Raw genomic sequence first — 25,954 nt, 5'->3', positions numbered from 1 at the left:
CAATTGTATTAAATATAGTTTTTACGATACTATTATTGTGTTTAACCATTATCAAGGAAATACAATTGCCCTATCTCAATGAATTTTTAATGCTCACCCTGATCCACTTACTGGCCGTCATGAGCCCAGGGCCAGATTTTGCAGTTATTGTACGTCAAAGTATTAGTTTTGATAGAAAAACAGCACTCATAACCAGTGCCGGAATTGGTGCAGGTATTGCCGTGCATATGCTTTATACCCTGTTAGGATTAGGTTTTATTATTACCCAATCTGAAATTGGATTTTTAATCGCGCAAATAGTAGGGATCTGCTATTTGTCTTTTTTAGCCTTTAAATTATTAACGAGCAAGGCGAATAGTTCACTTAATAATGAAATGCAAGTTGACCATAACCCTCGTCATCATCAAAAAGCATTTATGCTAGGTGTCATGACAAATGTCCTAAACCCTAAAGCGACCTTGTTCTTTTTGGCTATTTTCACAACAGTCGTCAATATAAACACGCCAATGACAGTGCAAATAATTTATGCTTTTTGGGTCGTATTAACTACTTTTTTATGGTTTTCATTAGTGTCTATTTTCTTTTCCCAACAGAAGGTTCGAGCAAAATTTGTCAGCCATGGCTATATTTTCGAACGAATTATGGGCTCAGTCATATTAATTTTTGCAGGCAAATTATTGTGGGAATCTAAACTGTTTTAAAGCTTCAAAATGAAGCTTTAAAACTATGAAGTTAAGCGACGTTATGTCCCTTAGATGCAGTCCAAATGCGATACCATTGCTCACGGGACATTTGCAGACCTAATGCACCTATTGTCTCTTTAACACGTTCGATTTTTCCTGAACCGATTAAAGCAACAGGGTTAGAGGGATGTTTTAATACCCAGGCAAATATTACCTGCTCAATTGAATTAGCCCCTAATTCATTTTGTAACTCAAGTAATGTGCCACGCAAACGTCTTGCTTGATCAGTTTCAGAAAAAACATATCGCCACCAGCCAAACAGGACCAAGCCATAGGACGTACTCTTAAGCGCTGTAATTGATCTGAAGTGCCATCTTCTAACACATCAAAATTAATAGGATTGATTTCAATTTGGTTGGTGATCAAGGGCGCATCCAAACGTGACTGCAATAATTCAAATTGTGAAGCACTAAAATTAGAAACACCAAAATGCTTCACTTTGCCACTCGCTTTTAAAGTAGCAAAAGTTTCAGCCATGACATCCACATCCATTAAAAAGTCAGGACGATGAACTAAAAGTGCATCCAACTGTTCAACCCCTAAACGCTTTAATGAATTTTCCGTTGATTTTAAAATGAGTGATTGACTACTATCATAGTGAGAAACTCGCTTTTCTCCTCTAGCTGGTGCAATACCATTGATACCAAATTTAGAAACAATTTTTATTTGCTCGCGTATTGCAGGATCTAAAGCTAACGCTTCACCAAAAAGTTGCTCACTATCACCATAAATAGCGGCGTTATCTACTGTGGATATGCCTAATTCAACATGTTGTTTAAGAAAGGATAAACGTTCCTGAGCAGTCATATTCCAAGCACCTAAGCGCCAATACCCCTGTACCAATGAAGAAAACTCAGGGCCTTCTGGTGCCATCAATACCTTTTCAACTTGACTCATAATAACTCCTAAACCGGTTAATTGTGATTAAAATAATGTTATAACATTTACCCCAAAGCAGTGCATGCCACTGTACATTTCGTTACATTTACAGCTCACAAAAAACAAAAAAGCCACCTAAAAAGGTGGCTCAAATCAAACGAGTATTTAGTTTATAAGTGTTATTAAAAACCTTGAATTAAAAATCTAACTGTTTCAGCGATTTCTTCATCACTACAATCCATACATGTACCTCTAGCAGGCATAGCATTGAACCCATTAATCGCATGTTGGATTAATACTTCTTCGCCCTGACCAATACGTGGAGCCCAAGCAAGCGCATCGCCTTTAATTGGTGAACCAGCGACCCCAGTTGCATGACAAGCTACACAGTAAGTATTGTAAATTTTCTCACCAGAGCGAGGACCAGCAGGCTCTTCAGGTTGGCTTGCAACACTCGCCGTTGCAATCTCGCCATCTAAATAAACATCACCAACAGGTGCGATACGTTCTGCAATATCACTTTCAGCCATAGTTTGCGCAAAAACAGTAGCGCTAAATAAACTAACGGTTAAAGCAATTAATAGGGTGATAGATTTAATAAGTCGCACAGTGAACTCCATTTTTCTTTATAGTATGTTGTAGTATGTTGAATTTTTGTTAAGTATACCCATGCTACCTATAACTACCAATATTTTTATAGGGTTATTGTTTCCAGTTCACTATTTTTTTCTTTACCCTGTAAAAGGCGTTGAATATTACTAAAATGACGTAAAATAATTAGGATTGATAACATAATTACCGCTCCTGTATATTCAGGTTTTATCTGCTCAACAAAAAATGGCGCGACTAAAGCGACCACGATAGCGACCAAAGAAGCATAACCACTAGCCGCAATTGTTAATAACCAAGTAACAATTAACAACCCAGTCATATCCATTCCTAATGGCAGTAATGTACCTAATCCAGTAGCTACCGCCTTACCTCCTTTAAATTGAAAATACAGCGGAAATATATGGCCTAGGCAAGTTGCAATGCCAATTAAACCAATTTGTATAGGGAATACCCAAGAAAATAAGCAAGGTAAACAGGTATGGTACCTTTAGCAAGATCAAAAATCAGTACCGCACTTGCAACCTGAGCATGATGAAAACGTAGGATATTCGTCGCTCCTGGATTTTTAGAGCCACGTGTACGAGGATCTGGCCAACCTTTTAATTTACATAATAAAATTGCACCGTTTAATCCACCTATCAGATAAGCGAATATCATAAATAAAAGAGTGGTAAGGTAAATCATTTGTACTTATTTCCTCTTAATCAGGTAAAATAATCGGCTCTGATAATACGCGCTATTATAACTAAACGATAGGGTTTAAAAATGGATATTGTTTTTATTAAGCAGTTAGAAGTGATCACAACCATTGGGGTTTATGAATGGGAGAAATCATTGCAGCAAAAACTTTACTTTGATTTGGAAATGGCTTTTGATAACCGCCCTGCGACCGTAAATGATGATATCAATCTTGCCCTTAACTATTTCAGCGTATCCGAAGTGGTCAATCAGTTTGCCCAAAAAAATCATTTTGAATTAATTGAAACCATGGCGGAGCGTGTTGCGGCTTTAATTATGAAAGAGTTTTCAGTGCCCTGGATCCGACTCACCTTACATAAACCCGGCGCGCTACCTAAAGCTGAGAGTTTAGGGGTGCAAATTGAACGTGGTACACGATAGTGGCAGAGGTATATGTTGGTATCGGTTCAAGCATTGATAGGCAGAACAACATCCGCCTTGGCATCAAAGCATTACAGCAGACTTTTGGGGATATAACTTTATCTCCTATTTATGAGAGTGAAGCAGTTGGATTTACTGGTTGTCACTTTTACAATTTTGTTGTGGGTTTCAATAGTGCTTTAACACCTAGCGCGATCATTAAACAGTTAAAAGACATCGAAATACAACAAGGGCGCCCAGAAAAAGCAATTAAATTTGCTCCCCGTACTTTAGATTTAGATCTTTTATTATATGATCAATTCATCGACTCTGAAATTGATCTTCCTAGAGCTGAAATATTAACTAATGCTTTTGTTCTACAACCTTTATCACAACTAGCTCCATCTCTAAAACATCCCGTTTTAAATGAAACTTACCAGTCATTATGGGATAAATTTCCTAAAACTAAGCAAAAGCTATGGCAAATTGATGTCATGATTAATTAGAGGATTCCTATGTCTACACTTGAAATCGTTGTACTCGCTTTAATCCAAGGTCTTACTGAGTTTTTACCTATTTCTAGCTCTGCTCATTTAATTCTACCGTCGGTATTATTAGGTTGGCAGGATCAAGGCTTAGCTTTTGATCTGGTATTAAACATAGGTACTTTAGCGACTGTATTAATCTATTTTCGCAAAGAAGTATTTAATATGTCGCAAGCCTGGGTTAGTTCGATAAAAACGAAACAACAAAGCCAAGATAGTAAACTAGCTTGGTGGATTATTTGGGCAACTATTCCAGCTGGCGACCATCGGCTTCTTAGGTAAAGATCTTGTTGAAACTTACCTGCGTAGTGGTTATGTGATTGCTATTACCACTTTAGTCTTTGGCTTATTACTGTGGTGGGCAGATTCACAGGCTAAACAGATTAAAAGCGAATATCAAACGGGTATTAAGGGGGCCATCATTCTTGGTTTCGCACAGGCGTTAGCACTTATTCCTGGTACCTCACGCTCAGGTATTACCATCACCGCAGGTTTAATGCTTGGTTTAACACGTAATGCAGCATGCACGATTTTCTTTTTAATGTCGATCCCTATTATTTCAATGGCATCGGGTTATGACTTACTTAAGTTTATTTTATCGGATGAACTAGGTCGATTGGGCAGGATTATTTTTAGGTGCAGGTGTGTCATTCGTTAGCGCGATTCTGTGTATTCATGTCTTTCTTATCCTATTAAATAAAGTCGGCATGTTACCCTTTGTGATTTATCGCCTGATTTTAGCGGCTGTACTTTTTTATGTATTGGTTTAGAGCAAAAAGATAGCAGGCATCAAGCTTGCTATCCCAATACTAGGCATTATGCATCAATAGTTTATCATTGATTTTTAAGAGCCCTTTGAGTGTTAATGTAGAGCTGAATTGCTTCAGTACGAGCCGTAAACAACGCTTCTTTTATCTCAGCTCCCTTAAACCCCAGCTTAATAATAGATTGCACATCCACGCTTAAGGCACTTTGCAAGGCCTGCCAAACATAATCTGCACTTGGATAAGGCTTCAATTCAAATCCTGTACGCCCTTTTGAATCGGCAACACAACACTGCAACATTTGCTGAAAACGTTCTGGTTTCCTCCAAGCGTCGCAAGTATTCATTAATTTCACTAGCGTACTCGCCCTTAATTCGTGAGCACTATGAATTAGAGTATGATGCTCACTGACCATCAAGGCTAAATCACGGCACTCATTAGGTACTTTAAGGCGTTTGCAAAGCGATTTAATCACTTTCAATCCTAAAAAACCATGGCCCTTATGACTTGGCCATTTATCCTTTGGTGTTAAAGCTTTACCTAAATCATGTACTAAACAGGCAAAACGAAACGCAATGGAATCTGACAATAACGCAGATTGCTCAACAACCATTAAAGTATGAATTCCCGTGTCTATTTCTGGATGCCATTTTTTCGGCCCTGGCACACCAAATAAACGATCCACCTCAGGAAATAGAACCGCTAGCGCACCACAATCTCTTAGCGTTTGAAAATAAATATGAGGCGCTTCTGTGGTTAAGGCTTTTTCTGTTTCAGTCCAAACACGTTCAGGGGTTAAATGATCTAATTCACCGCTTTCGCTTAAGGCTCTCATTAACGCTAATGTTTCCGGAGCAATGCTAAAGCCTAGGTGATAAAAACGCGCGACAAAACGCGCAACGCGTAACACTCTTAATGGATCTTCGCTAAAAGCAGGAGAAATATGGCGTAATACTTTTTGTTCGATATCTTTTATACCATTATAAGGGTCGAAGCGTTCCCCCTGTTCATTTTCTGCAATTGCATTAATAGTAAGGTCACGTCGTATAAGATCATCTTCTAAACTAACATCTTTGCCACTGTAACAACTAAAACCATTATAGCCCTTTCCTTTTTTTCGCTCTGTACGAGCAAGCGCATATTCTTCACCCGTTTGAGGGTGCAAAAAAACGGGGAACTCCTTTCCAACCTGCTGAAATCCTTGCGCTATTAATTGCTCTGGTGTCGCTCCAACCACCATATAATCACAATCTTTTATGGGTATATTTAATAATTTATCGCGAACTGCGCCTCCAACCAAAAATATGCGCATTGTTTTCCCCCTTCAGTAACTATTTTGGTTATTATAGGAGATCTATCGGATTCTAACTATTAATTTGGGTTTATCATGTATCAAGAATTTTTTTCCTTAACTAAATCTCCTTTTTTGATACCTCCCGATCCCGAATTTATTTTCTTCACAGAACAACATAAAGAAGCGCTAGCTCACTTAACCTATGGTTTACAGGGCAACGGAGGTTTCGTGGTATTAACAGGTGAAGTTGGAACAGGTAAAACCACAATTTGCCAGTATTTGTTAAAAAATATGCCTCCCGATACAGATGTTTCCTCTATTACTCAATCCGCAGTTTCTGGGATCACACTTTTAGTTGATATTTGCAATCAATTTTCAATTGACTATGACCGAAATAATATCAGCCTGAAAGTAATGTTTGACGCGCTTTCTTCTTGGATGCTTAAAAACCACCAGCAGGGACGTCATGCGATTGTACTTATCGATGAAGCACAACACCTTTCCTTTGATGTATTAGAACAATTACGGTTGCTCACAAATATTGAAGCTGATAATCAAAAACCACTACAAATTATTTTAGTTGGGCAAACTTCATTACAGGAAAAGCTATTAACCAAGGAGTTACGACAACTTTCTCAACGTATTACGGCTCGATATCACTTACGTACTTTAAATCAGCAAGAAACCATCTTTTATATTCAACACCGGCTTAACATAGCGGGTGCTAAGGGAGCTATTTTTGACCCTAGAGCGATGCCTGCTATTCATAAAGCAAGCCAAGGTATTCCTCTTCTTATTAATCAATTATGTGACCGTTGTTTACTAAGTGCTTTTACACAATCCTGGTTAAACATCACCCCAAAGTTAGTAAAAAAGTAATTAAAGAAGCAGATTTACCTCAACAAGCAAATCCATTAATGCGCTTTATTCCCTCTATTGCGGTGATCGCGAGTGTTGGACTACTAACTTTCCTGTTAACACAACAAATTCCAACGATTGAACAATACTTGCAACCATCCGCAGAAGATGAAAAACAACAGGAATGGGCTCGTATAATAAACACAGCAAATCAACAACCCAGTCCAAAACAGCAGGCCCCAGCAGTTATTGAAACGCCTATTAGCGAAGAGCCTGTTGTCGAAGAACCTATTATCGAAGAACTTATTATTAGTATTACTCCCTTAGAAACAATATTAGCAATGCCAATAAAAAACTATACTCTTGAGCTAGCTGACCTTAAAACAGAGCAAGCCGTAAAAGACTATTTTATTGCCCATACTGGTTTGCAGGAGAAAACCTTTGTATACCACAAAGAAAGTAGCAATTATGAGAAGTTTGTTATTTTATTAGGGGAGTTTGAAAGTTATAAAATGGCAAAAGCGACCAGTAAATCATTAGAAGAACAGTTTCCTGATATTGACCCGTGGATTAAAGATTACAAAATGATCCAGGGCGATATAAAATAGCTTTGTAAACGAGCAACTTAACACTTTGTTTTTATGCATGAGCAATATGCACCTTATTTTTTTCTTTAGGTAAGTTATGTACCAAGAATTTTTTTCACTTAAAATGAAGCCCTTTTCAATTTCGCCTGATCCTGACTTTCTTTATTTAAGTGGGCGTCACAAGGAAGCAATTGCTCACTTGCAACATGGCTTGAGAGGCCATGCAGGGTTTGTATTATTAACAGGTGAAGTTGGCACAGGTAAAACGACTATTTGTCGCTCTTTAGTTGAAAATATGAGCTCAGATACTGATATTGCCTTTATTCTTAATCCCGCTTTAAATGAAATCGAATTACTGACCACTATCTGTGATAGTTTCAACATTCAATATGAAAAGAACAATTTAAGTTCTTTATTCGCAGAATTAAGCGCCTGGATGCTAGAGAATCATCAAAATAACCGCCATGCGGTGGTATTAATCGATGAAGCACAGCACCTTAGTTTTGCCGCATTAGAACAATTACGTTTGTTAACAGAGGTTGAGAGCAACCATCAGAAAACACTACAAGTGATTTTAATCGGGCAAACGGAATTACAAGCAAAACTAAAACAAGATATTTTTCTCCTTTAGCCCAGTCTATTACAGCTCGTTATCACTTGCTTTCATTAACTCAGCAAGAAAGTAATATTTATATTCAACACCGTCTAACCATCGCAGGTTCTACTCATGCGATATTTGACAAATCTGCACTGCAGGAAATATTTAGAAGGTGCCATGGCACGCCACGCTTAACTAATATACTTTGTGATCGTAGCTTACTGGCGACTTATATTGAAAACAGCCATATAGTGACCTTAAAAATGGTAAAAGAGGCAAGCAAAGAGATTCATTTCTCGCAAAAAGAGCTTAAAAAACATTTTTTGCATCACATTGGCGCTTAGCTATGTTGACTTTTTTAATTGCCTTAACAGTATTACAAGCTCCGAAAATTTCAAAATTCATTACTTCTTCGGATGCATTTTCACAAGCAGAAGAACAGATCCAAGTAAATACAAAGCCTGCTCCGCCCCTGAAGCACTAGAAACCAAACTGGATAAGCAATGGTTAGATGTTTATCCACAATTAAACTTAACAGATGCAAGTTATGATAATGCACTGTCAGCCTTGTACTCTGTTTGGGGCTATCGAGTTGATGCAAATAATGTTAACTGTGAACGAGGGAAGTCAGTATTATTATCCTGTTATATTGAAAAAATACCTCTTAGTAAACTAAAGCAATTAAATTACCCGAGTGTTGTGCGTCTCGAAAAAGACAATCAAACAGAAATTTATGCGGTTATTTATAAAATTGCAGAAACTTACCAGCTACTTATTAATGGTTACTTGATTAATGTTTCTGAGCAATGGTTTAAGGACTATTGGACTGGGGATATCACCTTATTATGGAAATCTCCTTTCCCACTTAAAGGCACCATTAAATACGGTCAAGATAACGAGCAAGTCGCCTGGTTAGTGAACCAATTAAATAAAAAGCAAGGTTGGCCCAGTGAACATAAAACACACTTTGATTTACGCCTATTAGAACAAGTTAGTTCGTTTCAACGTGAGGCGGGTTTGATTGATGATGGCATAGTAGGGCCACATACTCTAATGCAATTAGCTGTTCTAATTCACCGCGATTATTACAGGAAGAAAAGTAATGTCGACTATTTCAAAAGCGTTATTAAAAAATAAGTTTGAGCAAATGGGTGGAATGCCTCCCGTCAATCAAGTACAAAATAAAAATATATTTTGGAAAGTCATTTTTTCAATTGCGACACTTATTATTATCATCTTATTAAGTATCTTAATCTATTTGCAGTTTTACCCTTATCAAAAAGTAGAAGCGACGACGACAATAGTCCCCGAGGTTGTAAAAGCACCAGCAACAAAGCCCGAAATAGATACAACACTGGTTAAGATGACCTTTGATACACAACCAATCCCTGTTGTGAAACAAGAAATAAAGGCGACTCAAGTACCTAGCAAAACAAAAGCTATACAAACACAAGCACCACAAACAGCATTACCAGAAACACCCATTGTCACGTCACAACCAGCACCTGAGACGAATACCTTCAATGATAAACCAGCTGTAATAGCAAAAGAGCCAACTTTAGCTGAAGAGCCTGAGCCTACACTTAATTATGATGAAATATCAGAGGATCTTAAAAAGCGCTTTGAGCTTGCGGTATTACTCACTGAAATCGAACAGGATGAAAGTGATGTAGAAGGTACTTCAGAGGATAGCTTTGTTGAAGAAAATAGTGATGGCAGTGATATTCATCTTATGAGCAGTAACTTCCAAAATAAAATACCATTAATGCGTTATGACTCTCATGTCTATTCTTCATTAGCGACAGAGCGTTGGATACAAATTAACGGAGAAAGGTTAGTCGAGGGTAGCTTTGACAGTACAGGTAAGTTAGAAGTGATTGAAATTCAACCGCAACGCAGTATATTTCGTTTCGGGCGCCAAAGCTTCAGTTTAGAGTCACTCACTGACTGGAAAGGTTATTAAAACTTGAGGCTTGAAGGCTTGAAGGCTTGAAGGCTTGAAACAAGCATAACTTCAAACCTTTTAGCTTTATAGCCTTACAGCTTTATACCCTTACAGCTTTATAGCCTTTTAGCTTTATAGCATTACAGCTTTATAGCCTTTTAGCTTTATAGCCTTACGACTGTGATTACCAGTTATTAGTACGTTTTTTACGGCGTGGTAAAAACGGAATAATCAAACCAATTAATAAACCAAGCAATAAAAATCCACCACCATCAAGCATCCAGTTCATTTTTTCACGTGATTCTTTTGTTTCCTGCCAAAGCTCTAACTCAAGCTTACGAGATTTCAAATCAATCACATCATTATTTAAACGATCTGTTTCTGCCTTTAATTCAGCAACCAAGCTAATTTGTTCCTGTAAAACAACTTCTTTTTCCGATAGTTTCAAGTCATTCTCGGCAGAAATATTCTCAAGCGCTTGAAGTGCTTCATCAAGCTCTTTCTGTACCGTAGGAAGTAAGTTTTTAGCAGGTAGGTTTTCCTGTAGCTCAGAGGCTTTCATCCAGCCTACTTTCCCTGTCGAAGCTTTAACCTGCATAAACTTAGTGCTTTTGTTATATTTCAAGGTTTCAACTTCAGTACCAACCTTCAAAGTACCAATAATACGATACTCTAGACTGGGCCCAGAATGAATGTAGATATAGACTTCATCACTAACATATCGAGTTTCAGCAAAGCTATTTACTGACAAAGTCAAAAGGAGAGATGTAAGTAGGTATTTAATAATTTTCAAGAGAGTTCGCCTATTACCAAAAAATTAAGCCTTTAGTTTAAAGCAATTTTCACTAAGGAAAAGCCCTAATAAGAAAAAAGAGAGCCGAAGCTCTCTTTGAATTTGCTTTTTGTTAATAATCAGCTAAATATGTTTTTAAGCATGAAGAAGAAAACAATCGATAAGCAAGCACCGATAGGTAATGTAACAACCCAAGAGATAACGATATTACGCACAACACCTAAGTTTAATGTTGCAATACCACGTGCCATACCAACCCCTAAAACAGCACCAACAAGCGTTTGTGTCGTAGAAATCGGTAAGCCTGTACCCGATGCAATAACTACCGTTGAAGCAGCTACAAGTTCAGTCGCAAATCCACGACTTGGTGTTAAATGAGTAATACCAGTACCAATGGTTGCCATTACGCGTTTACCAAATACAGCCAGTCCTAATACAATCCCGATACCACCTAATGGCAGAATCCACCATGCTAGCACTGATTTCGCGCCAATTTCACCACCATGGCCAACAATACTAACAACAGCGGCTAATGGGCCAATCGCATTTGCAACGTCATTTGAACCATGGGCAAAAGCCATTGCACAAGCGGTAACTATCATAAGAACAGCAAAAATCTTCTCTACATTTGCAAAGTGCATTTTCTTATCAGCTTTTGGATCAATTTTGACGCGATTAATAAAGAATTTACCGATCACAGCAACAATAATTCCTGCAATTGCGGCATAAACAAAGGCATTATCCGTTGGGATATGTAAACCTACATGTTTTAAGCCTTTAATTATTGTTACTAAGGACATAACAAAACCAGCTAAAAACATATACAAAGGAACATATCTTTTGGCATTGTTAATCGGATCATTAGTATTAAAAATTAACTTTTGCGAACTCATAAAGATAAAGTAAGCAATAATACCTGAAATCAAAGGTGTAATAATCCAGCTACCGATAATACCACCAACAGCAGACCAAGTAACACTGCCCATACCAACACCAACAGCAGAGAAACCAACAATAGCACCAACAATTGAATGCGTTGTTGAAACTGGCCAGCCATAATAAGAAGCAATAATTAACCATGTTCTCTGCAACAAGTAAAGGTCGCAGTCATCCCAAATACAAGTAATTCAGGTTGGTCGATATAATAAGTTGCATCAATAATGCCCTTACGAATTGTTGAGGTCACTTCCCCACCAGCTAAGTAAGCACCAGAAAACTCAAAGATCATGGCAATAATAATTGCTTGTTTAATAGTTAGTGCTTTTGAACCAACCGAGGTTCCCATTGCATTTGCAACATCATTTGCACCAATGCCCCAAGCCATTAAAAAACCAACAATAGCGGCAAAAAGGACTAAAGTATCACCATGTGTGACTAAAATATCCATGTTTAACTCCTAGTGAATATTATGAACGCGCAAGAATTAATTCAAGCTGAGTACCAATTAATTCCGAGTGATCTGCTAATTGTCCAACCCACTCTAAAATTTGATAAAGAAACATAACATCAACAGGATTATACTGCCCTTCAATCACTAATAGATTACGTCTCAAGCGAATTTGTAATGTGTCAGTATCATCTTCGATGCCTTCTAACACAGCAATCATTTCAGTCACAATATCTACTTCACGGCCTTTAAAGCCAGTTTCAAGTAATTCATCTAACTCATCAATTGCTTTACGAGCTTGTTTTACTGCATCCACACAACGTTTAACGTAATCGATAAAATCAGTAAATATTTCACTCGGTATTTGTAGCTGTCTGCCATAAATGCGACCAGCAATATCTTTTGTTGTATTGGCGATTTTATCTTGACGATTAACCAATTCAATCATGTCGCTTCTATCCATCGGCATAAACAAGCCTCTTGGCAAGGTTAAACGTAATTCACGCTTGAACTCATCCGCTTCTTTTTCAAGTTTCGAGATTTCTTTGCGAATTCGTTCAGCTTCATCCCAATCAGATGCTCGCACTTGCATGAAAAAATGGAACAAGCAATTTACTACACGCAGAAACTTTAGCCATGTGCCTCTGAATTGGTTTGATTGGAGATTTTGCAAAAACTCCAAAAATTGAATTAGCTGGCATAATTTACCCTATTATTTAAATGATCAAACTGAACAACAAATATGCGGCGCATGTTAGCTTTCTTTTTGACACAAATGAACTGTAATTTAGTATAATTCACAAAATTATTATGTAATCACGATTGAAATCAAACAAAGTAAACAGGTAAAACTAAAAAATTATGGAAATAGAAATAGAATTAAAGTTCATTTTCAATGAAGATTTTGCAGATAATTTGTACCAAACACTAAACAAATGGCACTGTATTTCTAGTAAGAATCAATTTTTACATAATGTTTACTTTGATACCGCCGAGCGAAACCTACGTCAACTTGATATGGGCTTAAGGGTTCGAACGATAGATGAAAAATCAGTTCAAACTATTAAAACAGCAGGTAAAGTGATTGGTGGATTACACCAACGCCCTGAATACAATGAACCCATTGAAGGTTCCCGCCCAGAACTTGCACGTTTTAATAGTAAAATTTGGCCAGAAGATAGCGATATACAAGCATTAGAAAATGCACTTATTCCAATTTTTAGCACGGATTTTAATCGCCAAAGCTGGTTAATTGAAATAGAAGAGGATACTTTAGTCGAAGTGGCCTACGATGTTGGGTTTATTGAAACGAATCAAGGTAAGGTACCACTTTGTGAAGTTGAACTCGAATTAGTAAAGGGTGATGAAAAACAACTATTTACCTTAGGTAAGCAAATCGCGCAAATACCTGACGTACGTCTTGGTAATGTCAGTAAAGCCCAACGAGGTTATATGCTGGCTGACAATGCCACCTTCCCTATCAAAAAGCTGGTGCATTCCCCGATTGATGAAAAACTATCTATCAAACAGGCGTTATTAGTTAATTTACAACATGGCTTAAAACAACTTCAGTATCACGAGAATTGTTATATTGAAAATAAGACACGGGAAACATTACAAGAATTCCTACAGGGTATAAAATTTTTACATCAAAATATTATTTTATTTAAAAGTGAATTAGAAAATTTCAACAAAGCGCCTTGGATTGAAGACTTACATTGGTTAGCACGATCATTCTCATGGTTAGATGAATACTTTACACATGCTCGTCTTCTCGAGGATAAAGGCTTTTATTTACGTAAGTCGCCAAAATCTAAATTACTTAAAGCAACCATTAAGCATCAGAAACAACTTCTACCAAATGATGATGCAATAATCACTATTTTAAAATCTAGTCGATACTGCCAATTTGTTCTTACTTTTACACAGTGGCTTATTCAATTAGAGAAAAGCACTTTCTCTGGCGATAAAAGTAATAACATCAAAGCCTTCTCAGTCAATCAATTAGACAAAACCTGGGGACAGGTTAGCCTCGCCTTAAAAAATAATGATGCGTTAACTGCAGAACAGTTTCTATCTTTTCAAGGTTTAATAGAAAGTAGTTTGTTGACCGGCTTAAGCTTAGGAAATGTATTTGAAAAACAAAAAAGTGATGCTTTTCGTGCGCTTTGGCTGGATATTAAACAGGGATTAGATGAATTCTCGATGATCAATATTATTAGTGAAATTGCTCAAGATGAAACTGATAGTGTACTTCGACAGGATTATTTAAAATGGATAAAACGTAAAGAAGAGTCATTATTAAGTGCATTACATCAATCAAAGCAACAAGCTTTACGCAAGACTCTATATTGGCAGGAAGAACAGAATTAACAAGTTACATGCAACAACCTAACCCTATAATAATACAAGTAATTAGATTAACTAAGCCTCTCTGAAAGCTAACTTCACAATTCTATTTTTTATTTTGAAGTTAGCTACCTTTTCTCAAGAATCCATCTAAACTTTGTTCATTACTATTTCACTTACTGCGAATTATGCTTGTTCGCAAAATAAGTTAAATTACTTTTCAATTATGTAGGTACTCATATGGCTCAATCTAATCTTTCAAGCTTAGTGCAAAAAACAACGCAATTATCAACACTTATAAAAACCACTATTATAGCTGTAATAGGTGCATTGCTATTTTTTATTAACATGAGTCTGAGTAAAGGCAATGATGATCTTTGGATAAGCATTTTATTAGCCCTTTGTTTTGTTGTTATTTTATACCTTGGCGCTTTTATACAACAAAAACAGATGAAAAAGATGACTCTTCAACTATCTCAGGCAATCACTGATGAAACCTTACCTGATTATGCAAAAACGCTACCTCGCAATCAAACAGGAGCACTCATCGCTTTATTATGTGAGCGAGACGCTAGCTCACAACAAAAAACAGAGGCAACAGAACTGGAAGTAAAAGGTTTATCTGAAATCGCCGAACACTTAGGTATTTGCATGGAAATCATTAATGACTCAATGTCTGAAGAGTTCGGGCAAATTGAACAACTTGTCACAGCGATGAACCAAATGACCAGCACAGTAAAGGAAGTTGCCAATAATGCTAATAGTGCGTCAGCCTCAACCACGGAAGCCTCAGATGTTGCTCAAGAAGGTAGTAAATTTGTTGATGCGACGATTTCAACCATTAACTCACTATCAACAAATATTGGCGCCTCTTCTACTGCGGTGAACAGTGTTGAAATGAAAGTAGAAGGCATTGGTAGTGTAGTTGATACTATTCGCAGTATTTCTGAACAAACAAATTTATTAGCACTTAACGCGGCGATTGAAGCGACTCGAGCAGGAGAAGCAGGCCGAGGTTTTGCCGTGGTTGCCGATGAAGTCCGTAATCTTGCCAAACGCACACAGGATGCGACGGTGGAAATTCAAGGAATGATTGAACAATTACAAAAAAGTGCACAGGATGCCGTTGATTTAATGGCTAAAAGTGTTGATGAAGCTAATGTAGGTGTTGACCAAGTTACCCAGGCAGGTAGTAAACTCGCCGGTATTGTCGAAAAAGTACATCATATTTCTGATATGAATTACCAAATTGCATCAGTCGCCGATGAACAAACAACCGTTGCTCGCAAACATTAATGAAAACTTAGAATTAGTAAAAGAAGTGGTTGAGGGCTCTGTAACCGTTTTACAGGAAGTAACAGAGATGGCAGAAACCATCAGCGGACATGCAAAGGCGCTTAGTGCTTAGTGCTTAGTGCTTAGTGCTTAGTGCTTAGTGCTTAGTTAAAAACGAGCTCAGTCTATAAGAACAGCAAATATAGTTGTTTTTATAGACAATTGAGAACTAAAAGCCCCTCCCTACATATATCTATGAAAAACATTTCTATTTCGTTTTAGCAGATACTCTAAACATTGTCATATGTTGCTAAAAATTATCCAGAAAATATATCTCAAACTAGATTAATCCACTTTAAAAGCTATACTTTTACTGTTAATAAATAAGGAATTTATATGAAAGGTATTGTTTTTGTAAAGTTTAGTGAATTTATTGAAGAGCTTTGGGGTGATGAATTTTGGGATACCTTACTCGATGAAGCAAATTTACCAAGTGAAGGGATTTACACCACAGTTGAAACCTATGATGACCAAGAGTTATTTACGTTAATAGACCTCGTTGTAGAGAAAAAAATATTTCCTCAAAAGATGCACAATTTGCCTTTGGCAAGTGGGTTTTTCAAGCCTTATACAACATAGCGCCTTCAGGTGCTCACGATTTTAAAGATGTTTTTGAATTTTTGCATGCAGTGCAAAGCTTTATTCATATAGAAGTAAAAAAATTAAACCCCGATGCCTTATTACCAGAATTTGAATTTTTGGCTGAAACAGAAGATACATTAACGTTTCATTATCAATCTCCACGTCAGTTATGTTTTTTCTGTGAAGGAATAATACACGGCCTAGCACAACATACAGGGCAAGAAGTCCTTGTAACTCAACCTGAATGTGAACATGAAGGTGGTGAACGCTGTGTGCTTGAGGTGAAGAAAATTTGAAGCTTTCCACTGAAGAATTAGAAAAGCGCATCTCTGTCCTTGAACGTAAAGCGATAAGGGAAAAAAGCCAGAAACTTAGCGGAGAATCAGCTAGAGAAATATTCATTAGATATCTATGAAGCCAATCAATCACTCCAAAAAGCGCTTGCTTCTTCCACACAAAAACAACTGGAATTAGAATATTTAGCAAATACATCAAGCAACATAGCATCAGATGCTCCACTTAATGAAATGATCGAGCATATGATCAGGTTAACAGGCACCTTTTGTTCCTCGCATTACGGTTTTTTCATTATCACTGAACAAGGTCTGGAGGTTACCGAACAAAGTCAAAAGATATGGGGAAAAGAACATGGCTGGCATGAGAACAAGGAAGTTAAACAGTTAGTCATTAAATTATTACCATCTTCAGAAGCAAGATTTTTAGAATCTTGGAAGACTTTAGATATTGAAACTAACAGTGATCTTGCCTTTAATTTAATGTTGTATACAAACTTTCCTTTATCTGGCGATAAGGTTGGTTGGTTAGCTTTTTTAAATAGCAGTGATAAATGTAACAAATGCAATAAAGATAGGCACTCAGCATTAATGACCTCAAGAGAAAATTTGCTTGCAGGCATTCATCGTCGACTAACTGATATCAGAATATTGAAGCGTAACGAACAGCTTCAAGACTCCTTAATTAAGTTAAAAAAACACGTCGTCAATTGATACAATCTGAAAAAATGGCTTCATTAGGGCATTTAGCGGCCGGTGTTGCTCATGAAATTAATAACCCTGTTGCTTTTATTCGATCAAATATGGAGGTATTAAAAGATTATTTAAGTGATTATAAATTATTAAGCACAGAAATAGAGCAGAGTATCGAGCAGAATAATCTTTTAACTTCATCTTCTTTTAAAGATTTACGAGAAAAATTTGATTTAAACTACATAGAAGAAGATTCTGATGATTTACTTAAATCAAACATAGAAGGACTCGATAAAGTAAAGGAAATCGTTGATAATTTAAAAGGGTTTTCCCACTCTGGGGATGAAGTTTTAATAGAAATGTCTTTACATCAATGTGTTATATCCGCTCTTCAGGTTGTCGGTAATATTTTTAAATATAAACACTCAGTGCAAAACAATGTACCAGATGATTGCCCTTTAATATTAGGAAATACGGGACAATTACAACAAGTGTTTGTTAATTTATTTGTTAATGTCGCATACGCAATGAAAGACGGTGGCACATTAACAATCGACTGTAGCCAAGACAATGAAAGCATTACAATACATGTTAAAGATACTGGTAGTGGCATGGATAATAAAACCATTAATCAACTATTTACTCCCTTCTTTACAACAAAGCCTATTGGCACAGGAACAGGATTAGGTTTATCTATTTCATACTCTATTTTAGAGGCCCATAATGCACAAATCAGTGTTGAGTCTAAAGTTAATATTGGTACAACCTTTAACTTACAATTCCCAGTAATCAGCTAACTTCTAGAGAAGGTTCTTCTACGATTAACGAAAACTTTGTATTCTGATTATTTTCAAATTGTTTTAGCTTTAAAATACTGACATCAGAAAAGACATGCCCCTCTGGCAATACCAAAATATGAGCATCAGTGAGTATGTTATACTTTAATATCATTTCAGGTTTAAGTTCCTGAGAAGTAATAGTCTTCTCTGCAAGTTCGCCTGAAACAATCGCCTCATTATTCATCAACATGTCAATTAAGCTTGCATCATAACGAGTGCCACTATATTTTTTCATTTCCGCCATAGTCGCTTGCGTAATTCATTTCTTCTGAGGTTATCCTCCCCATAGAATAACGCCAATAATCTCGCGCAACCGCAATAATTTTTGCTCCAATAGGTATTTGCATTTCAGATAATTGATTAGGGCCAGAACCATTAACATTTTCAAACTGACAAGTAATAATATCAGAAACATTTTGCAGATAAGAAGCAGGAGAAAAGACTAGTTGAGCTACCTTAATTTGCTCTAAGTATTCTTGCTGTTGGTTATAATTTAGCAACTTATGTGGCTTGTTATATAACGAACTATCAAGCCCTAACAAGCCAACTTCGCATATTAACCCTGCATAAGAGATATCATTAACCTGTTCTTTTGTTAAAGACAATTTTTCAGCCATACGCTTAGCTAATAAACTAACGCTATTTGCGAAGCCACCATTCAGGTTGGGGTTAACACTAATTAAGTTATACAACACTTTCTGAGTAGCGTGATTATTATGTTCAATCTTGTGCATTGCTAATTGTATTTGCTTAGTACGTAACTTTACTTTAGCTTCGAGGTTTTTATTTTGTTCTTTTAATAGATTATTTTGTTTTTTTACCAATTTTTGTAAGTTAAGATTTTCATTTTTTAATCTATTTTTTTCTAGGCCTTCGTTAATTGCATTAATAAGCTCTTCATTATTCCAAGGCTTTTGTAAGTAGCGATGAATTTTTCCTTTATTTACCGCATCTATTGTCGATTCCATATCCGAATAACCAGTCAATAAAATTCGATAAGTATCAGGCCAAGTTAATGCTGTTTTCTCAAGCAGTTGAGCGCCAGACATCATCGGCATTTTCATATCAGAGACAATCACATGTACTTCATTTTCCTGCATTATCTGTAATGCTTTAGCGCCACTTTCAGCCAATAACACTTGAAACTTTTGTTTATATAACAAACGCTTCATGGATTTTAATATATTAACTTCATCATCGACACATAACACTGTCATCGGAGCTATATCGCTCATAGTTTCCTCAGTCATTTAAGTTTCCTTCAGTTGGTGCATCGTTTTTTATCGGTAAAGTCACTTTGAAACAGGTGCCTCGATTTAATTCACTATCAACAACAATGTTGCCACCATGCTCTTGGATAATGCCATAGGAAATAGACAAGCCTAATCCTGTTCCTAGACCAACATCTTTAGTCGTGAAAAAAGGGTCAAAAATTTTATTGAGGTTATCTTTTGAAATGCCTAAACCAGTATCTTTAATCGATATAACAACATTATTATTATCTAATTCAGTGGTTATAAAAATCTCCCCTTGCTCAATAATAGCCTGACCAGCATTAATCAAGAGGTTTGTTAGTACTTGATTAATTTTACCTAAATTCCCCCAGATCTTAGGTAAATCCCCCAGATCTTGATTAATAGTGCAATGATATTTAAGCTTATTATTTACTACCTTAAGCGTTGTTAATACACACTCATTAATATCAAACCAATTTTTACCATCAGAATCTGCTCGAGAGAATTGCTTTAGCCCTTTTGCTATATCGCTAACCCTAGCTAGTCCTTCGATCGACTCATCTAGTAACTCTGAGGTATCATTATCAATATATGATAAATCTTGATTATCTAACCATTCTACTAACTCTTTACACCGTAAACTTTTTCTTCGACGGTCTCTATAGCAAGCAATTTTTGTACTTGCTTACTTAATTCACAATAAGTCCCGGTATACTCTTTGAGGGTGTTTAAATTGCTACTAACAAAACCAATTGGGTTATTAATTTCATGAGCAATACCAGCGACAAGTTGTCCAATAGAAGCCATTTTTTCTGCATGAATTAGCTGTTGTTGCATGGAATGTAGCTCTTGATTTGACTTCTCAAGCTGGCTATTACGTTCATTTAGCAATAAAGTCCGTTGTTTCACTTTCTCTTCTAAAGTGTGATTAAATACTTCAAGATCTTTTTGATACTCTTCTGTCCGAGCATGCTCTGTTTCTAGTGTGATGATTAACTTGTTAAATGCTTCTGTTACTTCTGCTAGCTCATCATTGCCATTTACAGGCAATTTGGTGTGGTTAAAGTTGCCTTTTTCAATATTTCTAGAGACCTCTTTCGGCGCAATTCGCAACCCCTGTAATTGACGGGTTAAATAACTACCTAATACAAATGAGAATAATGCCACCATTAACATTTCTATTAATGCAATAAAGGTAGTCCAATTTTGAATTTTCTTAACCGACAGATTTATACTACTAATATCAATACCAAGTTCAACTCGCCCATATACATGTCCTGATTCTTTTATATTTGCGAAGTTATCAAATATTCCATCGCTAACCAGTTCAACTTTTTCATCCTTTAAAAACTTCCTTGCTAATAAGCTTTTATCTCCTGCTTCTGCAAGCACTTGATTTTTATTATTCACAATCCTGACATAAGCAATGTCAGGGTTATTCATTAATTCGGAACAATAGGTTTCGAGTGAGGCTAAGTCGTAGGTTAAAACTGCATCTTTAGTTGTACTAGCAAAGAGTGTTGCGATAGTAGAGGAGCGTTTAACCAAATCTTCATTTAAAGAGCCTCTCATAAAGTTAACCGCAGTAAATATCAAAGCAATCAACAATATTGCTTCTATCAAAGCAATACTAATAATCGTTTTATTCCGTAATGATAGCTTCATTATAAGGCCTATTACTTATCAGTTTTTACCGCTGTAGGGGTCGCAATATTAAGCGATCTAACATCATCCCAGTCATTATCTACAGCCATTTCAAACCCCTTAAAGTTAATTTTTTTAATAAAACTTTCCCTTGCTCAGAGTGGCTCATATTAACTAAAGCTTTTAATATTTTCTGTCTCGATAAAGCATTTATTCTAGGGTGAGTTGCAATCGCATGAGATGTGTATTTTTCACTTTTCCATATTGTTTTTAAAGTAGACAAGGTTTCTGTTGGCATATTATTAAGCGTTCGTATGATGCCACCACCGGCGGGAAAAAACCTCGAGACACATTCAGATAAACTGAATCATGGGAAGAAACATACGTGGGAGTGTAGGATATATTTAATCTTTTTAACTCAGCTTGAGGCAAAATAGTGGCGACAAAAGCGACTGGTGCAGGAAAAGCCAATGACATGCCATCTAAATCATATATTGTTTTAATATTTCCATCTTTTTTAGCAACAATAACCCCCATAATCGTCTTGCTTTGTTGTTTAGCAATAGCGTCGTAACCCGTTGATTGATTAAATTCGACATAATGATATGGATTCATATAGGCAACATCATACTCTCCTAGTTTAAGACGTTTCTCAAAGGTAGGAATATCTTTAGCGGTACTAAAAACAATACTAATACCGCTTTCATTACTTATATATTCAAGAATAGGCGTCCATTGAGTGGCCAAAACTTTAGCAGACTGTTGGGGCACAACTCCAAAGGTTATTGAGTTTTGTTGCGCATTTACTGTGATAGGAAAAATAAGGAGTAAGTTAATAAACAAGATTAATTTATGCATAATAAAGCCTTATATTTAGTCGTTACGATGTCAATTTATTAACGATATTTAATAATTCATCGTTTTTAAAAGGTTTTGAAAGTACCGCATTTGCACCTAACTCAATGGCTTCATTCAGTCGCTCTTGAGCCAATGCTGAAATAACTAATATTTTCAAATCATCAAATTGTTTTTCAGCTCTTAAGTGCTTTAGAAGATCAAAGCCATTAAGTCCAGGCATGGTTAAATCTAATGTCATTAAACTTGGTTTTTGTTCCATTAATTTACTACCCGCTAAAAAACCATTGGTTGCTATATCACATTCAAATGCATTTTTTTAAGCACTCGCTTAATGGCATTAGCCATATTTTCATCATCATCAACAATTAAAACTGTTTTGCTGTTAGGCATAAATTCAGCAGGAATAGGCATGTTATTTTCTTTTAAGAAAATAACAAAACTTTCAACAGTCACTCTGTTATTTCCCCTTCCAGGCGACTTATAACCCTTAAGGTTTCCTTTATCAATCCAACGGATAACGGTTCGTAAATTGACGTCACAATATTCTGCAATGTCACCGGTTGTCAGAGATTTTACTTTACTCATAATTATGATTCCTGGATACGTTGAGTTATTTATACCACTGAAAGACATTAAAGGCAAACACGCCTTAAGTACAAATTACGACAAATAGAATATTGACGACATTTGTGACAAATGATACATTTAACCTAAATCAAAATATAGTTGTAGGGGTAATTATTATGGTCAGTACGCAACATCACTATTCACCTGAAGATCTCATTGATAAATACAATGTGCTAGTTGTCGATGATGAAGAAGGTAATTTAAAAGCAATTAAACGTAGCTTTAGGCGTACAAAATACCAAGTATATACTGCCAGTAGTGCTAAAGAAGCATTACGAATACTCAAACAACACCATTTCAAAGTTGTTTTGTCTGACTTTCGGATGCCTGATATTGACGGTGGTACACTGGTGAAGAAGATTAAGCAATGTTACCCCAATATTGTTTCAATGATACTAACCGCTTATGCAGACTTTGACAGCGCTATGAGTGTCATGAATACCGGAGTCGCTTATAAGTTTTTAACTAAGCCTTGGAGTAATGAGCAATTAATCAATGAAGTCGACCAAGCTTTTACAGAATACGAGCAAAGGCTAAGTAACACTTCTGCAGGAAAACTCAGCAAAAAATATATTAAGCCAGATCGTGTGAATTTTGATAAAACCATTCAGCGTTTAATCGCGGACCAAACTGAGTTCTCTCTTATATCAATTATCGTTGCAGATATTTCCTTGCATGATCACCATTGGACGCAGACACAACAAGGTATAACATTAGAATATGTCTCTAAAATTATCGACACTTGCCCACTTGAAAGTTATGAAGTTTTCAACGTTGATGTAGACCAGCTATTAGTGATTTCTACTAAAAAAGAGCAAGCTGAAACACTACACCAGAAGTTAATTATGGTCGATAAAGCGCTATCACTTTGCATCGATAATGAGCAAATAGTACCTAAATTACAATGTCATTTCGCTTATGCCTTGGCGCCTTTTGAAGGCATGGAAGTAGCACAGTTATTGCATTCAATAAGAAGTATTTCAGAACAGGAATATCGAGATAATAAACGCAGTGGTGATAAAGCACATATTATACATTTAGATACAAAGTATATGACTGAAAAGAAACGTAAAAAAAGCATACAAAATAGTATCCAACAGGCGATCAATACTAATCAATTCAGCTTATATTATCAGCCCAAAGTTAGGTTAGAAGATGGGATAGTTGAAACAGCAGAAGTACTGATGCGTTGGCAACATGCTTCCTTAGGCTGGGTATCTCCAGTTGAATTTATTGGTTTGAGTGAACTAGATGGACAGATCCAAGCAATTGGCGACTGGTTAATAGAAAATAGCATCAATCAACTTATCGATTTTAAAAAACGCTTCAATGGAAATATTAAATTAGCGATTAATATTTCTCCTCGACAATTACAAAGTAATCAAATTATCGAAGAGCTAACCTATTTACTAAAAAGGACAGGAATAAACCCAGCCTGTCTAGAGCTGGAAATTACTGAAGGTTGCATTATAGAGGATTTAACACAGACCGCTGACATACTTTGGCAACTTAAGCACTTAGGCGTTAATATTGCGATTGATGACTTTGGCTCAGGTTACTCATCCTTTGCTTACCTTTCTAAGTTACCAGTTGATGTTTTAAAACTAGATAAAATATTAATTGATGATCTTGGTATCAATACCGGAGTAAACGATATGTTACAAAGTATTATAGATTTATGCCATAGATTAAATATCGAAGTTGTAGCTGAAGGGGTTGAGCAACAGGATCAAGTCGAATTGCTTCGAGATTACGGTTGTCATTACATTCAGGGATATGTCTATAGTAAGCCAGTAACAAAAGATGAATTCGAAACTATTTTGATTAATCAACCCTTCAAACTAATGGCATAATTTGAAGGGAATTATGGAATAGATTAGTAACAAACGGCGACGATTATTTCAAAAAATTATTTTGTAAGTTTTGAAAATCCTCACTATCCCTATCTTCTTTAACACAAACAGATAATAAGTCCTCGATAAAATAAACTAATGCGCGGTATTCAATATCTTTAATCTTTTGCTGTTGCTCGGTTGTGAGCATGTGATACATAGAAGCGACCCCAAAATCACCAAAAATAATATTTGCTTGCTCATCCAACAGCGTATTGTGCGCATAAAGATCACCATGACAAACCTGATTCCCATGCAAATGCTCAAAAACATCTTGCATCTGCTGTACGATTTTTTTATTTGAGAAATAGTTAAACTAAAATCATCTGCAAAGGTATCGCGAGTACAGCTTTTAAAGGAAGGTGGTAAACCAAGGTTTTTATAATGAGCAGGGATCAACTTCATAATCAAGGCTAACTCCCCGGTACTTTCTACCTGTGCAAGTGACTGCACTAAGTTATCATGATTGCCAACCTTTAAGCAGGCTTATAGTTCATCCTGAGGATAACCATCACTGGTTACTTCTCCTTTAAAGACCTTAACAGCAATCTGTTCTGGAAATTGCTTTTGTGAAGCTTTCCAATTAGCTTTATAAATAATCCCCGAAGCACCTTGTCCTAATATCTCACCTAACTGGTAACTTGAAGCTTCGATGCTCGGTACCGACTCAACTTTAACTGATGACTGACAAAAGGGATTACCTGCAAAGGCAAACCAAGCTAGTTTGGGTAAACTTAATAATTGCTCAGGACACTCTGTTAATTGATTCGCAGAAATACGTATTAATTCCAGGTTGTTTAAATTGCTCATCGTTGCTGGTAATTGTGTTAATTGGTTTCCCGCTAATGCGAGTTTTTGTAATCTAGGTCTTTCGCCTAAACTATCAGGTAAGCTTGAAATTTGATTATCCGTTAAAATTAACCAACGTAATCTTTTGGGTAAAGATTTACTAGGAACTTGCTTAATTTGGTTTGATTTAAAACCAACCATCTCTAAATTTTCACAGTTCCCAATGGCCTCAGGTAAAACTTCAAAGCGATTTTGTGAAGCAAAAATGATTTTCAATTTATGAAGTTGGCTAATTTCACTGGGCAGAGTTGAAAGTTGGTTATTAGAGAGATCTAGAACCTCTAGAGTATCAGCTAAAGTTAAAATAGCCATTGGGAACTCTGTTAGCCCTTCAGAAAGTGACAGGCGTTTAACACCTAATAATTGACCAGCATTTAATTGAGAAAGTGTATGCAAAATAGAAAACCTAATACTGTTGGTTAAAAGTGAATAGTTTAAAGGGATTAATGATTAGAAAACAGGTTTTCTTCAAAGTAAGCAGAGATAATAATTTCGTTTTATATTTTCATCGTACTGAACATAAACGATATAAAAAATAACATTGTTAATATTTTAGTCAAAACGCACCAAATAAGTGCAAAAAAACTATTTTTACACTTATTTAATACTTCTAATACAAAAATACAGACACTAAAAGTCTGTAAATAAGACAAAT

Annotated in this window: 27 protein-coding genes and 7 pseudogenes; 18 read left to right on the top strand and 16 right to left on the bottom strand. The window is 36.2% G+C overall.

Going from position 1 to position 25,954, the window contains the following annotated elements:
- Positions 1–65: 65 nt before the first annotated feature.
- A complete protein-coding gene (locus ACLKMH_RS05845; protein WP_413701221.1) occupies positions 66–701 on the top strand; it encodes a LysE family translocator in 636 nt (211 codons plus the stop codon).
- Positions 702–732: 31 nt separating this feature from the next.
- Here the strand turns inward: ACLKMH_RS05845 and ACLKMH_RS05840 are convergent.
- From ACLKMH_RS05840 to plsY, 3 genes and pseudogenes are all read right to left on the bottom strand, one after another.
- Positions 733–1,640 (bottom strand): annotated as a pseudogene (locus ACLKMH_RS05840) (aldo/keto reductase).
- A 164-nt stretch (positions 1,641–1,804) separates the two neighbouring features.
- A complete protein-coding gene (locus ACLKMH_RS05835; RefSeq protein WP_413701220.1) occupies positions 1,805–2,242 on the bottom strand; it encodes a c-type cytochrome in 438 nt (145 codons plus the stop codon).
- Between the two features lie 74 nt (positions 2,243–2,316).
- Positions 2,317–2,918, bottom strand: a pseudogene (gene plsY / locus ACLKMH_RS05830) (glycerol-3-phosphate 1-O-acyltransferase PlsY).
- A gap of 81 nt (positions 2,919–2,999) precedes the next feature.
- On the opposite strand from plsY, the gene folB reads away from it, so the two are divergent.
- From folB to ACLKMH_RS05815, 3 genes and pseudogenes are all read left to right on the top strand, one after another.
- The gene (folB, locus tag ACLKMH_RS05825; RefSeq protein ID WP_413701219.1) at positions 3,000–3,353 is read left to right on the top strand and encodes a dihydroneopterin aldolase; all 354 of its coding nucleotides are present in this window, start codon (positions 3,000–3,002) and stop codon (positions 3,351–3,353) included.
- Complete coding sequence (gene folK / locus ACLKMH_RS05820; protein ID WP_413701218.1) at positions 3,353–3,838, top strand: 2-amino-4-hydroxy-6-hydroxymethyldihydropteridine diphosphokinase; 486 nt, start codon at positions 3,353–3,355, stop codon at positions 3,836–3,838. Before folB ends, folK begins: the two co-directional genes overlap by 1 nt.
- A 9-nt stretch (positions 3,839–3,847) precedes the next feature.
- A pseudogene (locus tag ACLKMH_RS05815) lies at positions 3,848–4,647 on the top strand (undecaprenyl-diphosphate phosphatase).
- Between the two features lie 64 nt (positions 4,648–4,711).
- On the opposite strand, the gene ACLKMH_RS05810 reads toward ACLKMH_RS05815, so the two are convergent.
- On the bottom strand, positions 4,712–5,953 hold the full coding sequence (locus ACLKMH_RS05810; RefSeq protein ID WP_413701217.1) for a multifunctional CCA addition/repair protein: 1,242 nt from the start codon (positions 5,951–5,953) through the stop codon (positions 4,712–4,714).
- A 75-nt stretch (positions 5,954–6,028) separates the two neighbouring features.
- On the opposite strand from ACLKMH_RS05810, the gene ACLKMH_RS05805 reads away from it, so the two are divergent.
- The 6 genes from ACLKMH_RS05805 to ACLKMH_RS05780 all read left to right on the top strand — a co-directional run bounded on the left by ACLKMH_RS05805 (position 6,029) and on the right by ACLKMH_RS05780 (position 9,941).
- On the top strand, positions 6,029–6,814 hold the full coding sequence (locus ACLKMH_RS05805; protein WP_413701216.1) for an ExeA family protein: 786 nt from the start codon (positions 6,029–6,031) through the stop codon (positions 6,812–6,814).
- Between the two features lie 38 nt (positions 6,815–6,852).
- On the top strand, positions 6,853–7,401 hold the full coding sequence (locus tag ACLKMH_RS05800; RefSeq protein WP_413701215.1) for an SPOR domain-containing protein: 549 nt from the start codon (positions 6,853–6,855) through the stop codon (positions 7,399–7,401).
- Between the two features lie 76 nt (positions 7,402–7,477).
- Positions 7,478–8,011, top strand: a complete 534-nt coding sequence (locus ACLKMH_RS05795) for an ExeA family protein (RefSeq protein ID WP_413701214.1) — start codon at positions 7,478–7,480, stop codon at positions 8,009–8,011.
- Positions 8,012–8,037: 26 nt separating this feature from the next.
- On the top strand, positions 8,038–8,322 hold the full coding sequence (locus tag ACLKMH_RS05790; protein ID WP_413701213.1) for a hypothetical protein: 285 nt from the start codon (positions 8,038–8,040) through the stop codon (positions 8,320–8,322).
- Complete coding sequence (locus tag ACLKMH_RS05785) at positions 8,312–9,115, top strand: peptidoglycan-binding protein (protein ID WP_413701212.1); 804 nt, start codon at positions 8,312–8,314, stop codon at positions 9,113–9,115. Before ACLKMH_RS05790 ends, ACLKMH_RS05785 begins: the two co-directional genes overlap by 11 nt.
- Positions 9,081–9,941 carry a general secretion pathway protein GspB gene (locus tag ACLKMH_RS05780; RefSeq protein WP_413701211.1) on the top strand — a complete coding sequence of 287 codons (861 nt, stop codon included), beginning with the start codon at positions 9,081–9,083 and terminating at the stop codon, positions 9,939–9,941. Before ACLKMH_RS05785 ends, ACLKMH_RS05780 begins: the two co-directional genes overlap by 35 nt.
- A 166-nt stretch (positions 9,942–10,107) precedes the next feature.
- On the opposite strand, the gene ACLKMH_RS05775 is transcribed toward ACLKMH_RS05780, so the two are convergent.
- From ACLKMH_RS05775 to ACLKMH_RS05765, 3 genes and pseudogenes are all read right to left on the bottom strand, one after another.
- The gene (locus tag ACLKMH_RS05775) at positions 10,108–10,716 is read right to left on the bottom strand and encodes a TIGR04211 family SH3 domain-containing protein (protein WP_413701210.1); all 609 of its coding nucleotides are present in this window, start codon (positions 10,714–10,716) and stop codon (positions 10,108–10,110) included.
- Between the two features lie 119 nt (positions 10,717–10,835).
- Positions 10,836–12,103: pseudogene (locus ACLKMH_RS05770) on the bottom strand (inorganic phosphate transporter).
- Between the two features lie 19 nt (positions 12,104–12,122).
- A pseudogene (locus ACLKMH_RS05765) lies at positions 12,123–12,804 on the bottom strand (TIGR00153 family protein).
- 160 nt (positions 12,805–12,964) lie between these two features.
- On the opposite strand from ACLKMH_RS05765, the gene ACLKMH_RS05760 reads away from it, so the two are divergent.
- The 7 genes and pseudogenes from ACLKMH_RS05760 to ACLKMH_RS05730 all read left to right on the top strand — a co-directional run bounded on the left by ACLKMH_RS05760 (position 12,965) and on the right by ACLKMH_RS05730 (position 18,152).
- A complete protein-coding gene (locus ACLKMH_RS05760) occupies positions 12,965–14,476 on the top strand; it encodes a CYTH domain-containing protein (protein ID WP_413701209.1) in 1,512 nt (503 codons plus the stop codon).
- A gap of 216 nt (positions 14,477–14,692) precedes the next feature.
- A complete protein-coding gene (locus tag ACLKMH_RS05755) occupies positions 14,693–15,748 on the top strand; it encodes a methyl-accepting chemotaxis protein (protein ID WP_413701208.1) in 1,056 nt (351 codons plus the stop codon).
- Positions 15,732–15,860 carry a hypothetical protein gene (locus tag ACLKMH_RS05750; RefSeq protein WP_413701207.1) on the top strand — a complete coding sequence of 43 codons (129 nt, stop codon included), beginning with the start codon at positions 15,732–15,734 and terminating at the stop codon, positions 15,858–15,860. Before ACLKMH_RS05755 ends, ACLKMH_RS05750 begins: the two co-directional genes overlap by 17 nt.
- A 263-nt stretch (positions 15,861–16,123) precedes the next feature.
- Positions 16,124–16,545 (top strand): annotated as a pseudogene (locus tag ACLKMH_RS05745) (heme NO-binding domain-containing protein); the annotation flags it as partial.
- A 12-nt stretch (positions 16,546–16,557) separates the two neighbouring features.
- Positions 16,558–16,665 (top strand): hypothetical protein, encoded by a 108-nt coding sequence (locus tag ACLKMH_RS05740; RefSeq protein WP_413702267.1) that lies wholly within the window; start codon positions 16,558–16,560, stop codon positions 16,663–16,665.
- Positions 16,666–16,908: 243 nt separating this feature from the next.
- Positions 16,909–17,376 carry a hypothetical protein gene (locus ACLKMH_RS05735; RefSeq protein ID WP_413701206.1) on the top strand — a complete coding sequence of 156 codons (468 nt, stop codon included), beginning with the start codon at positions 16,909–16,911 and terminating at the stop codon, positions 17,374–17,376.
- Positions 17,373–18,152: a sensor histidine kinase gene (locus tag ACLKMH_RS05730; protein ID WP_413701205.1), complete on the top strand. Its 780-nt coding sequence runs from the start codon at positions 17,373–17,375 to the stop codon at positions 18,150–18,152. Before ACLKMH_RS05735 ends, ACLKMH_RS05730 begins: the two co-directional genes overlap by 4 nt.
- Here the strand turns inward: ACLKMH_RS05730 and ACLKMH_RS05725 are convergent.
- The 8 genes from ACLKMH_RS05725 to ACLKMH_RS05690 all read right to left on the bottom strand — a co-directional run bounded on the left by ACLKMH_RS05725 (position 18,145) and on the right by ACLKMH_RS05690 (position 22,516).
- On the bottom strand, positions 18,145–18,438 hold the full coding sequence (locus ACLKMH_RS05725; protein ID WP_413701204.1) for a hypothetical protein: 294 nt from the start codon (positions 18,436–18,438) through the stop codon (positions 18,145–18,147). The genes ACLKMH_RS05730 and ACLKMH_RS05725 overlap by 8 nt on opposite strands.
- On the bottom strand, positions 18,416–19,444 hold the full coding sequence (locus ACLKMH_RS05720; protein ID WP_413701203.1) for a response regulator: 1,029 nt from the start codon (positions 19,442–19,444) through the stop codon (positions 18,416–18,418). Before ACLKMH_RS05720 ends, ACLKMH_RS05725 begins: the two co-directional genes overlap by 23 nt.
- Complete coding sequence (locus ACLKMH_RS05715; RefSeq protein WP_413701202.1) at positions 19,437–19,757, bottom strand: sensor histidine kinase; 321 nt, start codon at positions 19,755–19,757, stop codon at positions 19,437–19,439. Before ACLKMH_RS05715 ends, ACLKMH_RS05720 begins: the two co-directional genes overlap by 8 nt.
- Before the next feature lie 293 nt (positions 19,758–20,050).
- Entirely contained in the window at positions 20,051–21,094 is a 1,044-nt protein-coding gene (locus ACLKMH_RS05710; RefSeq protein WP_413701201.1) for a HAMP domain-containing protein, read from the bottom strand.
- Between the two features lie 79 nt (positions 21,095–21,173).
- Positions 21,174–21,371: a PhnD/SsuA/transferrin family substrate-binding protein gene (locus tag ACLKMH_RS05705; protein WP_413701200.1), complete on the bottom strand. Its 198-nt coding sequence runs from the start codon at positions 21,369–21,371 to the stop codon at positions 21,174–21,176.
- Complete coding sequence (locus ACLKMH_RS05700) at positions 21,344–21,931, bottom strand: phosphate/phosphite/phosphonate ABC transporter substrate-binding protein (protein WP_413701199.1); 588 nt, start codon at positions 21,929–21,931, stop codon at positions 21,344–21,346. The genes ACLKMH_RS05705 and ACLKMH_RS05700 overlap by 28 nt, the downstream gene beginning before the upstream one ends.
- Before the next feature lie 22 nt (positions 21,932–21,953).
- Complete coding sequence (locus ACLKMH_RS05695; RefSeq protein WP_413701198.1) at positions 21,954–22,190, bottom strand: response regulator; 237 nt, start codon at positions 22,188–22,190, stop codon at positions 21,954–21,956.
- Between the two features lie 32 nt (positions 22,191–22,222).
- Complete coding sequence (locus ACLKMH_RS05690; protein ID WP_413701197.1) at positions 22,223–22,516, bottom strand: helix-turn-helix domain-containing protein; 294 nt, start codon at positions 22,514–22,516, stop codon at positions 22,223–22,225.
- 158 nt (positions 22,517–22,674) lie between these two features.
- On the opposite strand from ACLKMH_RS05690, the gene ACLKMH_RS05685 reads away from it, so the two are divergent.
- On the top strand, positions 22,675–24,411 hold the full coding sequence (locus ACLKMH_RS05685; protein WP_413701196.1) for an EAL domain-containing protein: 1,737 nt from the start codon (positions 22,675–22,677) through the stop codon (positions 24,409–24,411).
- A 43-nt stretch (positions 24,412–24,454) separates the two neighbouring features.
- On the opposite strand, the pseudogene ACLKMH_RS05680 reads toward ACLKMH_RS05685, so the two are convergent.
- Positions 24,455–25,695, bottom strand: a pseudogene (locus tag ACLKMH_RS05680) (protein kinase).
- Positions 25,696–25,954 lie beyond the last annotated feature (259 nt).

Origin of the sequence: Psychromonas sp. KJ10-10, assembly GCF_047323245.1 — a bacterium.
Classification (GTDB): Bacteria; Pseudomonadota; Gammaproteobacteria; order Enterobacterales; family Psychromonadaceae; genus Psychromonas.
This window is presented reverse-complemented; position numbering and strand designations above follow the sequence as displayed.

What these genes read in the sequence shown, in the direction of transcription:
- ACLKMH_RS05835 (WP_413701220.1), bottom strand. Translation starts at nt 2,242, where the DNA reads ATGGAGTTCACTGTGCGACTTATTAAATCTATCACCCTATTAATTGCT.
- folB (WP_413701219.1), top strand. Translation starts at nt 3,000, where the DNA reads ATGGATATTGTTTTTATTAAGCAGTTAGAAGTGATCACAACCATTGGG.
- ACLKMH_RS05810 (WP_413701217.1), bottom strand. Translation starts at nt 5,953, where the DNA reads ATGCGCATATTTTTGGTTGGAGGCGCAGTTCGCGATAAATTATTAAAT.
- ACLKMH_RS05805 (WP_413701216.1), top strand. Translation starts at nt 6,029, where the DNA reads ATGTATCAAGAATTTTTTTCCTTAACTAAATCTCCTTTTTTGATACCT.
- ACLKMH_RS05800 (WP_413701215.1), top strand. Translation starts at nt 6,853, where the DNA reads ATGCGCTTTATTCCCTCTATTGCGGTGATCGCGAGTGTTGGACTACTA.
- ACLKMH_RS05795 (WP_413701214.1), top strand. Translation starts at nt 7,478, where the DNA reads ATGTACCAAGAATTTTTTTCACTTAAAATGAAGCCCTTTTCAATTTCG.
- ACLKMH_RS05780 (WP_413701211.1), top strand. Translation starts at nt 9,081, where the DNA reads ATGTCGACTATTTCAAAAGCGTTATTAAAAAATAAGTTTGAGCAAATG.
- ACLKMH_RS05760 (WP_413701209.1), top strand. Translation starts at nt 12,965, where the DNA reads ATGGAAATAGAAATAGAATTAAAGTTCATTTTCAATGAAGATTTTGCA.
- ACLKMH_RS05755 (WP_413701208.1), top strand. Translation starts at nt 14,693, where the DNA reads ATGGCTCAATCTAATCTTTCAAGCTTAGTGCAAAAAACAACGCAATTA.
- ACLKMH_RS05735 (WP_413701206.1), top strand. Translation starts at nt 16,909, where the DNA reads ATGATCAGGTTAACAGGCACCTTTTGTTCCTCGCATTACGGTTTTTTC.
- ACLKMH_RS05725 (WP_413701204.1), bottom strand. Translation starts at nt 18,438, where the DNA reads ATGGCGGAAATGAAAAAATATAGTGGCACTCGTTATGATGCAAGCTTA.
- ACLKMH_RS05720 (WP_413701203.1), bottom strand. Translation starts at nt 19,444, where the DNA reads ATGACTGAGGAAACTATGAGCGATATAGCTCCGATGACAGTGTTATGT.
- ACLKMH_RS05710 (WP_413701201.1), bottom strand. Translation starts at nt 21,094, where the DNA reads ATGAAGCTATCATTACGGAATAAAACGATTATTAGTATTGCTTTGATA.
- ACLKMH_RS05705 (WP_413701200.1), bottom strand. Translation starts at nt 21,371, where the DNA reads ATGCCAACAGAAACCTTGTCTACTTTAAAAACAATATGGAAAAGTGAA.
- ACLKMH_RS05700 (WP_413701199.1), bottom strand. Translation starts at nt 21,931, where the DNA reads ATGCATAAATTAATCTTGTTTATTAACTTACTCCTTATTTTTCCTATC.
- ACLKMH_RS05695 (WP_413701198.1), bottom strand. Translation starts at nt 22,190, where the DNA reads ATGGAACAAAAACCAAGTTTAATGACATTAGATTTAACCATGCCTGGA.
- ACLKMH_RS05690 (WP_413701197.1), bottom strand. Translation starts at nt 22,516, where the DNA reads ATGAGTAAAGTAAAATCTCTGACAACCGGTGACATTGCAGAATATTGT.
- ACLKMH_RS05685 (WP_413701196.1), top strand. Translation starts at nt 22,675, where the DNA reads ATGGTCAGTACGCAACATCACTATTCACCTGAAGATCTCATTGATAAA.